The sequence below is a fragment of the Catellatospora sichuanensis genome (assembly GCF_007483665.1).
In the GTDB taxonomy this organism is placed as follows: domain Bacteria; phylum Actinomycetota; class Actinomycetes; order Mycobacteriales; family Micromonosporaceae; genus Catellatospora; species Catellatospora sichuanensis.
In genome coordinates this window covers 103,469-117,045 of the sequence record NZ_VIQO01000002.1, presented here as the reverse complement: position 1 = coordinate 117,045, position 13,577 = coordinate 103,469, and the positions used below count along the sequence as shown (strand labels likewise).

The window sequence follows — 13,577 nt, the reverse complement described above, 5'->3', positions numbered from 1 at the left end:
CGCCCGCCGTCCTGTCACCGGACCGTCTCCGTGCTGTCACGGCCTCGGCCGGGCACCTGCGCCTGCCCGGCGATCATTTGGTGATCGGGCTGTGACACGCCTGTTCTAGGCTGCCGAGGTGATCAACTCCGGGCAGCCTGCATACGGGCGCCCATCGTCGAGCCGAAGGAACCCAGTCATGCGCCGCCTCATCGCGACCCTCTCCCTCAGCGTGGCCGTTCTCGGCACCGCCGCCTGCACGGATACGCCCACGACCGAGGCGGGTCCTGGCTCCTCCGCTGCCCCGTCGGCCACGGCCACGGCCACGGCCGCCGCCGCTCCGGCCGGCACCGCCGACAAGAAGACCACCTGCGAGGCGTACGACAAGGCCGAGCTCGCCGCCAAGATGGCCCTGGTGAACACGCTCGGTGAGGCGATGAAGGCCATGGACGACAAGACCAGGCAGCAGCAGCTCGTCACCGACCTGAAGAAGACCATGACCGACTTCGGCGCCGCCCTCGGCACGGCCGCCGCCAACAGCGCCGACGCCGAGGTCAAGGCCGCTCTCGAGGCGAACATCGCGGCTCTGACCGCGGCCGCCACCGCGATCGCGTCCGCGGGCGGCGACATCGACAAGGCCACCAGCGCGATGGACGCCCCCGAGTTCGAGGCGGCCGGCAAGAAGATCAAGTCGCTCTGCGCGGCCTGAGCCCGCCGTGCGGGTGTCGGCGCCCGTCACATGCGTATCGCCACCGGCTTCACACTGGCTTCACCGCCCTGGCCCATGAGCTGAAGGCGTTCCAGGACGCCCTTCAGCCGGGGGATCACCCACCGGCGGCGGGCCGCGCGGGACGATGTCCCGCCGGACTCAGCCGGACCGACACGAAAGAGCCCCTGACCGGGTCAGGTAGCCAGCCTCTACCGGCCGAACCACTACGCGTACGTGGGCGGTGTCCACCGGTCGGCGTGAACGGCTTCGCGCAGCGGCCGGCGGCTGCGCCAGCCGTGCCGCTCGAGGTCGGGCACGGCTTCAAGATGGGTGACTGGGCCCAGGCAGAGCCAGGCGACAGGACGGATCCCGGCCGGGATGCCGAGCAGATCCTGCAAGAACGGCTCACGGTAGAACGACACCCACCCGACGCCGAGCTGCTCTGCGGTGGCTGCCAGCCACAGGTTCTGGATAGCCAGGCACACCGAGTACAGCCCGGCGTCGGCGATGGCGTGGCGTCCCAGCACCACGGGAGCACCCCGGTCCGGGTCGTAGGTCACCACGACCGACAGCGTCGACTCCAGCACCCCGTCGATCTTTATCCGGGCGAACCGTTCGGCGGTCTCGGCGTCCAGTGTGGCGGCGAACACGTCGCGTTCCTGGTGTACATGACGGTGGAACGCCTCCCGCAGCCGCCGGTCGCGCACCACGATGAAGTCCCACGGCTGCGTCAGACCCACGCTGGGCGCGGCGTGCGCCGCGGCCAGAACCCGGTCGAGGACCTCCGCCGAGATCGCGGCTCCGGTGAACTGGCCCCGCACGTCCCGGCGGAGGTGGATGACGTCGTACAACTCGCTGGCCATGGGCAGGCTCCCGCTGCTCTCGGGCCCACGGGCATGCCGGGGCCGTGGGCGCGAGGCCGGTCTTCGGACTCCAGATCGACGCCGTCCGCCCGCCTTCCCAGCCGAACAGGCCAGTGACTGCGCATGATGCGCGTGGGCGGCAGCTCCCTGGTCACCGCGGCGGGCCCGTGCCGGAATCACACCGGCTTCCCGATTCTCCTCGCCAGCGGCGAGGCACCTCGCAACAGTTCGTGCCACCGGACAGGTTACCGCCACCCGTACGGGCTGCGGGCCCGGTCCGTCACGGGCAGCGGTGTTCGACCGGTCGTGGGGCCCGCCCTGCAGAGCCGTCCACCGCTGGACTGGCACGAAAGAGCCCCTGACCGGCTTTCGCCGGGTCAGGGGCTCTTTCTGCTGTTGGTGGCGGGTAGAGGATTCGAACCTCTGAAGCTTTCGCGACGGATTTACAGTCCGCTCCCATTGGCCGCTCGGGCAACCCGCCTGGTACAGCGTCGCCAGCACCGCAGGCGATGTTGGCTCGATAAGGATAGCGGTATGCCGACGGCAATGTGCAACGGGGTTGGACCATGAGCGCGGCGCGCCGCCGGATCTGCTAAAACGGTACGCATGGCAGCTAACCCGTCGTTCGACATCGTCAGCAAGGTTGATCGGCAGGAGGTGGACAACGCTCTGCACCAGGCCGAGAAGGAGCTGGGGACGCGGTTCGACTTCCGTGACACGGGAGCATCCATCGTCTGGGCCGGCGAGGAGGGCGTGACCGTCCAGGCCAACACCGAGGACCGGGCGAAGGCCGCTCTCGACGTCTTCAAGGAGAAGCTGATCAAGCGCAACATCTCCCTGAAGTCGCTGGACGCCGGCGAGCCGAAGTCCTCCGGCAAGGTCTACAAGATCGATTGCAAGATCATCCAGGGCATCGACCAGGAGAAGGCCAAGGCCATCTCCAAGAAGATCCGCGACGAGGGCCCCAAGGGCGTCCAGGCGCAGATCCAGGGCGACCAGCTCCGGGTGACCGGCAAGAAGAAGGACGATCTGCAGGAGGTCATCGCCCTGCTCAAGGGAGGCGACTTCGACGTCGCCCTCCAGTTCACCAACTACAGGTAAGTCCGAGCGGACCGCCCTGGTCAGGTCACAGGACGCACAATCTGAACTGGGCAAACTTTGGTGCCGTCGGTCATCCTTGGTCGGCGCAGGTCGCACCTTGACGGCCTGGAGACGGCCTGGCACCGCATGGCAATCGGACGCGAGTCTGAGGAAAGCACCGTCAATGCGGCCTTGACGGTGCTTCCTCCCGTTCATGCCTCTCTGTCCTCGGCATGGGCGGCGTTCCCAGCGTCTGGCCAAGGGCCAGCGTTCCGCTCGAGACGTTGCACGCAAGATCAGACAGTCGCTTCCGTGGATCGCTGCTGTACGCCTGCCGATAGCCGTGCTGTCAGCCGGCTAGCTTCTCGCAGATAGATACGTGCTGGCACCCTCCCTGGTGAAGGGCTCCGTGTCGATCGGTCCCTCGCCGCCGAGAAGGTGGGCCGCTACCCTCCTCGCATGACCGAGCAGCAACCGAACGATCGCGCTGCTGTGGAGCAGCTTGCACGGAGGTCGCTGCCGTACCGCGTCACCGTCTGGTACCTGAGGTCCACGATGATCGGCTTACCGCTGTCCCTCGTCGACCTCGAACGCCTGTGGCCTGTCTGGCCCGCGCTGATCGTCCTCGGCCTCATCTGCACGTTGCCTGTGCGGTACCTCGCGCACTTCGAGTGGAAACTGCCTCAGACCGATGTCGAGTTCATGCTGTGGCGAGACGTCTTTCGCCCACGCTTCCGTTAGGCACTCAGCTGGCAACCAACATCCGCCGTCCAGGCCGACGCGTCCGTCCCTGTACACGTCACCGGGTTGCGCGGTACTGAACTGCGAAGACTCTGGTCAGTCGCCGCCGTGGCGATGCCGTTGGTCATCATTCGCCGCCCCGTTATGCCCAAGCGACCCCTGACGGCCCCGCCTAGTACCCCGTGAGCTGCGGTTTAGGAATTATCGATCGGCGCTGAACCACGAGGTGTCGGCCTGGCTCAATCCCAGCTAGAGGCAGTCAGGCCGCCCCAGATCGACCTCTCATTGACCCTGGTTGACCGCAGGATCGGGCACGATCGGGCACGGGGAACGGCCACCAGAGCGGCGGTCCGTCACGCGGGTCTCACCCTTCGGTCGCGAGCATGTTCTCGTAGTCTTCCAGGGTGGCACCTCGCCACTGGCCTGTGCTGTCGTCTTCCAGGAGCCAAGGTTGGTAAAGCCGGTTCTCCAGCCATAGGGCGAACCACTCGCTGATCGTCATGCCTTGCGGAAACTCGCAGGACACATCAGCTGGTCCCGGGTTGGGGTCGCTTCCCCAGATCTGGCCATCGGCGAGGTCAATCGTGCTGGTGATACCGCAGCCCCAGTGACACAAGATCATGGGAATGCGGGGGCCGACGTCCGACCGCCTCCGGCCAGCTAGGCTCGCCGTAGCCTCGCCCGCGTGGTGGCCGTTCCTCAGCCCTGCGAGCCCGTAGCCCGGTCCGAAGCCGCCGTTGCCGACTTCGAGATATAGGCGGCGAAGCAGCGGCGGCAGAGTGACCCCGGCCAGTTCCTCAGCCTCTTCCACTGCCGCCGGGGTTGCCACTTCCAGCGGAGGGTAGAACTCGATCCAGCCCGACGCTTTCGCAGCTAGGTACCTGCTGCTGCGTCGCTGGTAGATGCGCCGCCAGCGCGCTCTGTTCACGGCACCCCGGAAGGCTCCACCTCCGTCTAGGTCGACGCCAGGCAGGCCCAACATGTCGTCCAGGTACTCACCGGTTGCCACCAGGTGCGCCAAGGACTCGAAGATCTCATCGTCGTTCACGCGCGGCATTGTGCCGCTCGGCACCGACACACTCCAGCGGAGAAGCGCCATCCAGCAGTTCACCAACTACCGCTGATGCCGACTCCACCAGATCTTGGTCCCGCACGGTCGCCTGGCGACGGTACGGGACCAAGATTCGTTCAGGGTCACTCGCAGCCGATTCCGTCATTATCGTTGCCGTCGAGCCGGTAATGATCATTGCCGATCACGTAAACGGGCCCTTCGACATACGCCGGGCCGTCACCGCTACCACCCGCGCAGTCGACGTCGAAGGCGATCGGCACACAGGCTCCGCTGTAGTTCGGGTCGCACGACGGCTTCTTCGTGCCGACCAGGATGACCTCGGTGACCGGCTGCTTGGTGATCTCTTCGCGGACCAGCACCCGGGAGGTCTCCAGCCCGTCGGTCGCGGTCACCTCGTAGGTGAACTTCTTGGTCCCGTTCACGCCCTGGGTCTTCACCCGGGTCTTGCCCTTGGTCAGGGTGGAGTCGTTGACCCGCTTCACCCCGTGCGCGATCGTCTTGGTCTCCGTCGCGGTGCGCTTCTCGACCACGGGAGTGGGTTCGACAACGGCCTCGGAGGGCGGTGCGCAAAAGGCCCCGCCGGCGTGGCGGGGCCTTCGTCTGGAGCGTCAGCGCATGTACTGGATGGGGCCGGAGCTGGCGGCCATGGCCTCCAGGCGCCGGACCCGCTCCTCCATCGGCGGGTGCGTGGAGAACAGCGACGCGATGCCGCCGCCCTTCAACGGGTTGTCGATCATCAGGTGGGCCGAGCTGGCGAGCTGTCCCTCGGCGGGCAGCGGCATCTGCTGTACCCCCATGTGGATCTTCTTGAGTGCGCTGGCCAGGGCCAACGGGTCGTTCGTCAGCTGGGCACCCGAGGCGTCGGCCTGGAACTCGCGGCTGCGGCTGATGGCGAGCTGGATGATCGTCGCGGCCAGGGGGCCGAGGATCAGCATCATCATCAGCGCGAGCGGGTTGGGGCCGTCGTCGTCATCGCCGCCCATCGGGATGAACCAGGCGAGGTTGGCCAGCATGGTGATGATGCCGGCCAGCGCCCCGGCGACGCTGGAGATGAGGATGTCGCGGTTGTAGACGTGCGACAGCTCGTGACCGATGACGGCGCGCAGTTCGCGGTAGTCGAGGATGCGGGTGATGCCCTCGGTCACGGCGACCGCCGCGTGCTGCGGGTTGCGGCCGGTGGCGAAGGCGTTGGGCTGCATGGTGGGGCTGACGTAAAGGCGGGGCATGGGCTGGCCGGCCTGCTGCGAGAGTTCCCGCACCATCTGGTAGAGCTGGGGGAAATCGGCCTCGCTGACCGGTTGGGCGCGCATCGAGCGCAGCGCGAGCTTGTCCGAGAAGAAGTAGCTCACACCGTTCATGAGCAGCGCCACGATGACGGCGATGAGCAGACCTGCGCTGCCGCCGAACCAGTAGCCGATGCCGAGGATGATCGCTGTCAGCAGGCCCAGCAGGGCCGCCGTCTTCAGGCCGTTGTGGCTGTGCATGCGTTCCCTCCACGAGTGGCGCGGTGGGTGTGCCGCGCATCTGGTGCAACCAGTGCTGCTGGCATCCACGTTCCCGCTACGCGCTGTGAACATGCTGAAAGTTCAGGTTATCCCTTCAGCGCGGCTTGCCCGGTTCGCCACCATCACCGGTGCAGCCGCGCGGCAGGAGGAGTGCTCGGTCGGCAGCTCGGGAGCCCGGAGGGGCGGCGTCACCGCCAGGCGGTGACCGCGCTGTAGACCAGTTGCGGGGCGACCGCCAGCAGCAACCCGGCCGCGGTGGCCAGACCCAGTGCGGCTGCGGGTGCCCATGCCACGCGGGCGGCCACGCCGGATGCGTCGGATGCGTCGGCTGAGCGGTAGAGCGCGGCGATGGGACGCCAGTACACGGCGAGGCCGACGACCGAGACCAGCGCCACGAGCACGGCCAGCCGGTAGGAGTCGACGCGCAGCAGGGCCTGGATCACCGTGATCTTGGCGAACAACCCGGCCAGCATCGGCGGCAGGCCGGCCAGGCCGACCAGGGCGAAGGTCAGCGCGGCGGCGCGCCACGGCGCGGTGCGGCCCAGGCCGCGCAGGTCGGCCAGGGTGCCGCCGTCCGGCTCGTCCGGCCGCAGGGCCACCACCGCACTGAACGCGGCCAGCTCCAGCACCAGGAAGAAGACGGTGTACTCGAGCGCGGCGTCGAGCAGCCCGTCGGCCTGCCCGGCCAGCGCAAGCCCGGTGAGTCCGCCCAGCGGTGCGAGGATGAACCCGGCCTGCGCGATCGAGGACCAGGCGAGCAGGCGTACCGTGCGGCGCTGGCGCAGCGCGACCAGTGTGCCGATCAGCATCGACAGCGCGGCGAGCACGGCCAGCGTGATGCCCGCGGTGACGAACATGCTGCGGTCGTCGCCTGCCGCGCCGGTGGCCAGCACCCCGTCGATGATGATCAGGATCGCCACCACACCGCCCAGCTTGGAGGCGGTGGACAGGAACGCGGCGACGGGCACCGGCGCGCCCTCGTAGGTGGCCGGGGCCCAGGCGTGCAGCGGCGCGGCGGCGACCTTGAAACCGAGGCCGACCAGGATCAGCGCCAGGCCGGTGAGCGCCACAGGGCGCCACTGCCCGGTGGCGAACAGCGGGGCCGAGACCAGCCCGCGCAGCTGTACGGTGCCGGAGGCGAGGTAGAGCAGTGCCGCGCCGAGCAGGGTCACCGCGGTCGCGGCCACGCTGTTGGCGAAGAAGGTCACCGCGGCCGCGGCGGCCTCACCGGCCCGCCGCCGGTGCAGTGCCACCAGGGCGTACAGCGGGATGGTCAGCGTCTCCAGCGCCACGATCAGGGTGATCAGGTCACCGGCCGCGGCCAGCGCGACGCCGCCGGTCATCGCGCACGCGAACAGGAACACCGTCTCGCCTGCGGGAGCGTCCCCGCGGCGCAGGGCCGGGACGTAGAGCAGCAGCGCGCCCACGGTCAGCGCCGCCACCAGCACCGACACCAGGCGGGCCCGGGAGTCGAAGATCAGTGCGCAGTCCACCGGCATGATCGCGTCGCTGCCGGGCGCGGCGAGTCCGGCGCAGAAGGTGCCGATCTGGCGGGGCTCGGTGAGGGCCGCGGTCACCGCGGTCGCCACCGCGCCGAGCAGGCCGACGCCGAGCGGCCAGCGCCAGCGCGGTTGCGTGATCAGGTCCACGACCAGCACCGCGAGCGCGGTCCCGGCGGCGACCAGCAGAGGCAGCATCAGTTGCAGATTCACAGCACCACCCCGACCCGAGCTTCTGCAGTTTCGGGGAAACTGCTCGATTCAACGGCCCGAAGGCTGCAGTTTCCCCGAAACTGCAGGGCGCCGACTCCCGTCGTCGGCGCGGCCCGAAGGGCGGCGGGGGGTTCGTGGGGTGGCGTCACGGTGTCACCGTTCCGGTCAGTGCGGCGACCGCGTCGGCCGACATGCCCAGCACCAGCATCGGCATCACCCCGAGCAGCAGCGCCAGGGCCACCAGCGGCGACCAGGCGACCAGTTCGGGGACCCGGGCCTCGGGCGCGCCCGCCAGCGTCGCGGCCTGCGGGCCGTGGCTGACCCGGCGCAGCAGCCGCAGCAGGTATGCCGCGGTCAGCGCGCCGCCGATCGCGGCCAGCACTGCCAGCACGGTCCACAGCGTGCCGCCGCGCTGCACGGACGCGACCACCGCGAACGCCTCGCCCCAGAACCCGGCGAGGCCGGGCAGGCCGAGGCTGCCCAGCGCGGCGAAGCCGAGCACCCCGGCCAGCCAGGGCTGGCGCTCGCGCAGGCCGCCCAGGTCGGACAGCAGTCCGGTGTGCGCGCGATCCTTGATCGCCCCGGCCAGGAAGAACAGCAGCCCGGTGAGCAGGCCGTGCGCGATGTTGCCGATCAGCGCGGCCTGCAGCCCGATCTCGTTGAGGGTGGCGATGCCGAGCAGCACGAAGCCCATGTGCCCCACCGAGGAGTACGCGATCAGGCGCTTGACCTCGACCTGGGACAGGCAGACCAGCGACCCGATCAGGATCGCGGCGACCGCGAGCACGCCCAGCGCGGGCGCGAACGCCGCGGCGCCCTCCGGCGTCACCCCGACCCCGACCCGGATCAGCCCGTACGTGCCCATCTTCAGCAGCACGCCGGCCAGGATCACGCTGCCCACCGTCGGCGCCTCGGTGTGCGCGTCGGGCAGCCAGGTGTGCAGCGGCCACAGCGGGCTCTTCACCGCGAACGCGACCGCGAACAGCCCAAAGATCCACAGCTGGGCGTCGTGGGACAGCCCGCCCGGATCGGCGGTCAGCACCACGATGTCGGCGGTGCCGGTCTGCACCACGACCGCGATCACGCCGACCAGCAGCAGCACCGACCCGGCCAGGGTGTACAGCGCGAACTTGAGCGCGGCCGCGCGCCGGGCCGGGCCGCCCCAGCCGGCGATGATCGCCGCCATCGGCAGCAGCACCACCTCGAACGCCAGGAAGAACAGCACCAGGTTGAAGGCGAGGAAGGTGCCGAGGATGCCCACCTCGATCACCAGCAGCAGCGCGGCCAGCTGGTTGGCCCGTTCCGGCCGCTGCCACAGCAGGTAGCCGCAGCACAGCAGGGTCAGCAGCGCGGTCAGCACGACCAGGGGGTACGAGATGCCGTCCACGCCCAGATTCAGCCGCAGGCCCAGCGTGGGCACCCAGGGCCAGTCGACCTCGTGCCACAGCCCGCTTCCCCGGCCGACCGGCTTCACCACGCCGCGGGAGAAGAACATCGGGGCCGCCAGCAGCACGGTCAGCGCCGCGGCGACGGTGGCCGTGATCGCACCGGCCCGCCCGCGCAGCAGCAGCGCGGCGATGGCCCCGAGCAGCGGCACCACCAACACGCCCACCAGGAGAAACTCAGAGGTCGTCATGCGAACACCACCGCCGTCACCGTCACCAGCACCGCGCCGACCAGGATTCCGGCCAGTGCCCGCGGCAGCGCGGCACGATGCCACGCGGCCAGTCCCGCGCCCGCGCCGGTGGTCGCCCGGCCGAGGCCGTTCACCGCGCCGTCCACGCCGGACACGTCCACCACGGTGATCACGCGCGACAGTGCCCGCACCGGCCGGACCACCAGCCGGTCCTGCACCGTGTCCAGCCCCAGGCCGCCGGCGAGGAACGGCCCGGCCTTGCCGAGCGCCGCGGCCGGGTCACCGGCGTCGGCGCGGCGCCAGCCCCACCAGGCGGCGGCCACGCCGAGCACGGCCAGCGCCAGCGGCAGCACCAGTTCGAGACCCAGGTGGGCCAGCTCGTAGTCGGCGACCAGCGCGCCGACGCCCAGGCCCGCCGCGGGCACGGCGAGCACCAGCAGCGGGGCCCGCATGGCCCAGCCGGGCTCGTGCCCGTGCACCGTGGCGTCGCGGGCCGGGCCGAAGAAGGTCAGCAGCCACAGGCGGGTGGAGTACCAGGCGGTGATCGCCACGCCGAGCAGCGCGGTCAGCCACAGCGCGGGCTGGGCGTGCAGCGCGCCGACGACGGCCTCCTTGCTGAAGAACCCGGCGAACGGCGGCAGCCCGACCAGCGCGCCGAGGCCGATCGTCATGGTCCAGAAGGTCACCGGCATGTCCTTGCGCAGGCCGCCCATCCGCGACATCAGGTTGCTGCCGACGGCGTGCATCACCGATCCGGCGCACAGGAACAGCAGCGCCTTGAACGCAGCGTGCGCCAGCAGGTGGAACATCGCCGCGTCGACGGCCTTCGCGGACAGCGCGGCCATCATGTAGCCGAGCTGCGAGACGGTCGACCAGGCCAGCACCCGCTTGATGTCGTCGGCCGCGGTCGCGGCGAGCGCGCCGAGCAGCAGGGTCACCCCGGCCATCGCCGCCATCACGGCCAGCGCCGTCGGGGAGGCCGCGAAAACCGGGAAGAGCCGGGCCACCACGTACACACCGGCGGCGACCATGGTGGCGGCGTGGATGAGTGCGGAGATCGGCGTCGGGCCGGCCATCGCGTCGGGCAACCAGGTGTGCAGCGGGAACTGCGCGCTCTTGCCGGCCACCCCGGCCAGCAGCAGCAGCGCCGCCGCGGTCACCGTCGCGCCGGACATCGACGGCACGGCCGCCAGCACCTCGGTGATGCGGAAGCTGCCCGCGGTGATGCCCAGCAGCACGATGCCGAGCAGGAAGCCGACGTCGCCGACCCGGGTGACCAGGAATGCCTTCACCGCCGCGGCGGGCGCCTCGGGCAGCGTGCGGTCGTGCGCGATGAGCAGGTACGAGCAGGCGCCCATCACCTCCCAGCCGATCAGCAGGGAGATCAGGTCGCCGGAGAACACCACGGTCAGCATCGCGCCGGTGAAGATCGAGATCTGGGCGGCGTACGGGCCGTAGCGCCCGTCCCCGGCCAGGTAGCCGACCGAGTAGACCTGCACGCACAGCGCGACCACCGCGACCGCCAGGGACATCAGCAGCGCGCGGGTGTCCACCAGCGCGGTCAGCGTCACGCCGAGGTCGCCGAAACTCGCCCAGGTCGCCGAGAACTCCCCGCGCGTGCCGTCGGCCAGCAGCAACACCGTCAGCACCAGGCTGACCGCCGCACCGGCGATGCCCAGGGCCGCGCCGAGCGGCCGGTTGCGCATCGGCAGCAGCAGGCCGACCAGCCCGCACACCAGCGGGGCCAGCACCAGTGTCGCGATCATGCTTGCTCCCCGTCGAGCGTGGGCGCACCGGCCGCCGCGCCGCTGCGCGCATCGGCGAGCGCGGGCGCGGCGAACGGCGGGCCGGTGCGCGGCTCGTCGTCGAGCGCCACCTGGTCGATGTTGATGTCCTGGCGCAGTCGGAACAGCCGCAGCACCAGGGCCAGGCCCACGCCCACCTCGGCCGCCGCGATCACGATCACGAACAGTGCGAAGACCTGGCCGGTCACCCGCTCGCGCATGGTGTCGCCGGTGACCAGGACCAGGTTCACCGCGTTGAGCATCAGCTCGACCGACATCAGCACCAGCACCGCGTTGCGCCGCCGCAGTACGCCGTACGCGCCCAGCCCGAACAGCAGCGCCGCGGTCACCAGCGGGATCACCGGACGGATCATCGGCTGCTCCCCTGTGCCACGGCGTCGGCGGACGCGTCCTGCGGGGCGGGCGCGGCCGGGCGCGACAGCACGATCGCGCCGACCAGCGCGGCCAGCAGCAGGATCGACAGCACCTCGAACGGCAGCACCCAGGCGCCGAAGACGGAGTCGCCGATCCGCTCGGCGGTGCCGACCGCCGGGGCGGGGACCTGGAACTGCCCGAACACGCCGACGAACAGCGCCGCCAGGCCCAGCCCGGAGGCCGCGCCGACCAGCGTCGCGGGCAGCGCCGGGCGGTCCAGGTCGGAGCTGCGCCCGATCGGCGCGCGGGTCAGCATCACCGCGAACAGCAGCAGCACCACCACCGCGCCGACGTAGATGAGCACCTGCACCCAGGCCGCGAACTCCGCGCCCAGCAGCAGGAACTCCACCGCGACGGCACCGAGCGCGACGACGAGCCAAAGGCCTGCCCGTACCAGCTGCTTGGTGGTCACCACGGCGACGCCGCCCGCGACCGCGACCAGGCCGACCACCGACAGCAGCACGTCCTGCAACGTCACGAGGCGCTCGCGCGCTTGGCCACGGCGGTCTCCTCCTTCGACGGCTCACCGAGCGGATCGTGCGGGGGCGGTGGCGGCACCGTGGCCATCCACTCGCCCAGCCGGTCCTTGTCGTGCATCAGGTCGCGGATGTCGTACTCGGCGTACTCGAACTCCGGCGACCAGTAGAGGGCGTCGAACGGGCACACCTCGATGCAGATGCCGCAGTACATGCACAGCGAGAAGTCGATGTCGAACCGGTCGAGGACGTTGCGCTGCCGCGGGCGCGCCGCGCCCGGCACCACGACCTCCTCCTTGTGCGAGTCGATGTAGATGCACCAGTCCGGGCACTCGCGGGAGCACAGCATGCACACCGTGCAGTTCTCCTCGCGCAGGGCGATCACGCCCCGGGAGCGCGGCGGCAGCTCGGGTGCCACGTCCGGATACTGCTGCGTAGTCGACGGGGTCACCAGGGTCTTCAGCGTGACCGCCAGGCCCTTGCCCAGTCCCGCGCCGGGAATGCTCATGCCTTCTCCTCGCTACGCTCGTCGGCGGCATGAGTGTCGGTGCTCATGATTCGCTCGCGGAGCTCGCTCATGTGTCCCATCCTGCCGTGTGAGGGGTCACCGCGCGAGTAGCGGTCAGCCGAGCGCCACGCGCACGCCGGCGGTCAGCACCAGCTGGGCCAGCGCCAGGGGCACCAGCACCAGCCAGCACAGGCGCTGCAGCTGGTCCTCGCGCAGCCGGGGCCAGGAGACCCGTAGCCAGATCACGACGAACGCCACCGCGCCGGTCTTGAGCAGCATCCACAGCCAGCCCACCGACTCGGCCCACGGGCCGTGCCAGCCGCCGAGGAACAGCGCCGCGGTCAGCGCCGAGATCACCACGATGCCGACGTACTCGGCGAGCAGGAAGAAGGCGAAGCGCAGGCCGGTGTATTCGGTCAGGTAGCCGAACACCAGTTCGGAGTCGGCGATCGGCATGTCGAACGGGGGGCGGCGGATCTCGGCCAGCCCCGAAACGAAGAAGACGATCGTCGCGGGCAGCTGCCACAGCAGCCACCACGGCTGCCAGGCAGCCACGATGCCGGGCAGGCTGAGCGTGCCGGCGGCCATCGCCACGCTCGCCGCGGAGAGCACGAACGGGAGCTCGTACCCGAGCAGCTGCGCCGCCGCGCGCAGGCCGCCGAGCAGCGAGTACTTGTTCGCCGAGGCCCACGCCGCCATCAGCACCGCGATCACGCCCACGCCGACCACGGCCAGCACGAAGAACAGGCCCACGTCGAGCTGCTGCCCGACCAGGTCACCCGGCCCGAGCGGGATGACCAGCAGCACCAGCAGGTACGGCAGCAGCGCCACGGCGGGCGCGAGCCGGAACACGGGACCGTCCGCGGCGCGCGGGGTCACGTCCTCCTTCTGCGCGAACTTCACGCCGTCGGCGATCAGCTGCGCCCAGCCGTGGAACGCGCCCGCGTACATCGGGCCCAGCCGGGCCTGCATGTGCGCCATCACCTTGTGCTCGGTCTGGCCGACGATCAGCGGCAGGGTCAGGAACGCCACCGCCACCAGCGCGACCCTCAAGATCACATCCCAGGTCATGCGGTC

General features: G+C 70.3%; 14 protein-coding genes, 1 tRNA gene and 1 riboswitch. Of the genes, 3 read left to right on the top strand and 12 right to left on the bottom strand.

What is annotated here, in order from left to right:
* Positions 1-178 precede the first annotated feature (178 nt).
* Positions 179-688 carry a hypothetical protein gene (locus FLL47_RS18130; RefSeq protein WP_144121732.1) on the top strand — a complete coding sequence of 170 codons (510 nt, stop codon included), beginning with the start codon at positions 179-181 and terminating at the stop codon, positions 686-688.
* A gap of 224 nt (positions 689-912) precedes the next feature.
* Here the strand turns inward: FLL47_RS18130 and bluB are convergent, their stop codons facing one another.
* Together bluB and FLL47_RS18120 are read right to left on the bottom strand one after the other, a co-directional pair.
* Positions 913-1,551 carry a 5,6-dimethylbenzimidazole synthase gene (gene bluB / locus FLL47_RS18125; RefSeq protein ID WP_144121731.1) on the bottom strand — a complete coding sequence of 213 codons (639 nt, stop codon included), beginning with the start codon at positions 1,549-1,551 and terminating at the stop codon, positions 913-915.
* A gap of 37 nt (positions 1,552-1,588) precedes the next feature.
* Positions 1,589-1,787, bottom strand: a riboswitch (cobalamin riboswitch).
* 161 nt (positions 1,788-1,948) lie between these two features.
* Positions 1,949-2,032, bottom strand: a tRNA-Tyr gene (locus FLL47_RS18120).
* A gap of 125 nt (positions 2,033-2,157) precedes the next feature.
* On the opposite strand from FLL47_RS18120, the gene FLL47_RS18115 reads away from it, so the two are divergent.
* Both FLL47_RS18115 and FLL47_RS18110 read left to right on the top strand, forming a co-directional pair.
* A complete protein-coding gene (locus tag FLL47_RS18115) occupies positions 2,158-2,652 on the top strand; it encodes a YajQ family cyclic di-GMP-binding protein (protein ID WP_144121730.1) in 495 nt (164 codons plus the stop codon).
* A 438-nt stretch (positions 2,653-3,090) separates the two neighbouring features.
* Entirely contained in the window at positions 3,091-3,372 is a 282-nt protein-coding gene (locus FLL47_RS18110) for a hypothetical protein (RefSeq protein ID WP_144121729.1), read from the top strand.
* 364 nt (positions 3,373-3,736) lie between these two features.
* On the opposite strand, the gene FLL47_RS18105 is transcribed toward FLL47_RS18110, so the two are convergent.
* The 10 genes from FLL47_RS18105 to FLL47_RS18060 all read right to left on the bottom strand — a co-directional run bounded on the left by FLL47_RS18105 (position 3,737) and on the right by FLL47_RS18060 (position 13,571).
* Positions 3,737-4,420 carry a hypothetical protein gene (locus FLL47_RS18105; protein ID WP_144121728.1) on the bottom strand — a complete coding sequence of 228 codons (684 nt, stop codon included), beginning with the start codon at positions 4,418-4,420 and terminating at the stop codon, positions 3,737-3,739.
* Between the two features lie 146 nt (positions 4,421-4,566).
* A complete protein-coding gene (locus tag FLL47_RS18100; protein ID WP_144121727.1) occupies positions 4,567-4,974 on the bottom strand; it encodes a G5 domain-containing protein in 408 nt (135 codons plus the stop codon).
* Positions 4,975-5,052: 78 nt separating this feature from the next.
* Entirely contained in the window at positions 5,053-5,928 is an 876-nt protein-coding gene (gene htpX, locus FLL47_RS18095) for a zinc metalloprotease HtpX (protein ID WP_144121726.1), read from the bottom strand.
* 209 nt (positions 5,929-6,137) lie between these two features.
* The gene (locus tag FLL47_RS18090) at positions 6,138-7,646 is read right to left on the bottom strand and encodes a proton-conducting transporter transmembrane domain-containing protein (protein WP_144122040.1); all 1,509 of its coding nucleotides are present in this window, start codon (positions 7,644-7,646) and stop codon (positions 6,138-6,140) included.
* 160 nt (positions 7,647-7,806) lie between these two features.
* On the bottom strand, positions 7,807-9,297 hold the full coding sequence (locus tag FLL47_RS18085; protein ID WP_144121725.1) for a complex I subunit 4 family protein: 1,491 nt from the start codon (positions 9,295-9,297) through the stop codon (positions 7,807-7,809).
* Entirely contained in the window at positions 9,294-11,063 is a 1,770-nt protein-coding gene (locus FLL47_RS18080) for an NADH-quinone oxidoreductase subunit 5 family protein (RefSeq protein ID WP_144121724.1), read from the bottom strand. Before FLL47_RS18080 ends, FLL47_RS18085 begins: the two co-directional genes overlap by 4 nt.
* Positions 11,060-11,452: an NADH-quinone oxidoreductase subunit NuoK gene (gene nuoK / locus FLL47_RS18075; protein ID WP_144122039.1), complete on the bottom strand. Its 393-nt coding sequence runs from the start codon at positions 11,450-11,452 to the stop codon at positions 11,060-11,062. Before nuoK ends, FLL47_RS18080 begins: the two co-directional genes overlap by 4 nt.
* Positions 11,452-11,994: an NADH-quinone oxidoreductase subunit J family protein gene (locus tag FLL47_RS18070; RefSeq protein WP_144121723.1), complete on the bottom strand. Its 543-nt coding sequence runs from the start codon at positions 11,992-11,994 to the stop codon at positions 11,452-11,454. Before FLL47_RS18070 ends, nuoK begins: the two co-directional genes overlap by 1 nt.
* Entirely contained in the window at positions 11,991-12,500 is a 510-nt protein-coding gene (locus FLL47_RS18065) for a NuoI/complex I 23 kDa subunit family protein (RefSeq protein WP_120317202.1), read from the bottom strand. Before FLL47_RS18065 ends, FLL47_RS18070 begins: the two co-directional genes overlap by 4 nt.
* 114 nt (positions 12,501-12,614) lie before the next feature.
* On the bottom strand, positions 12,615-13,571 hold the full coding sequence (locus FLL47_RS18060) for a complex I subunit 1/NuoH family protein (protein ID WP_144121722.1): 957 nt from the start codon (positions 13,569-13,571) through the stop codon (positions 12,615-12,617).
* Positions 13,572-13,577 lie beyond the last annotated feature (6 nt).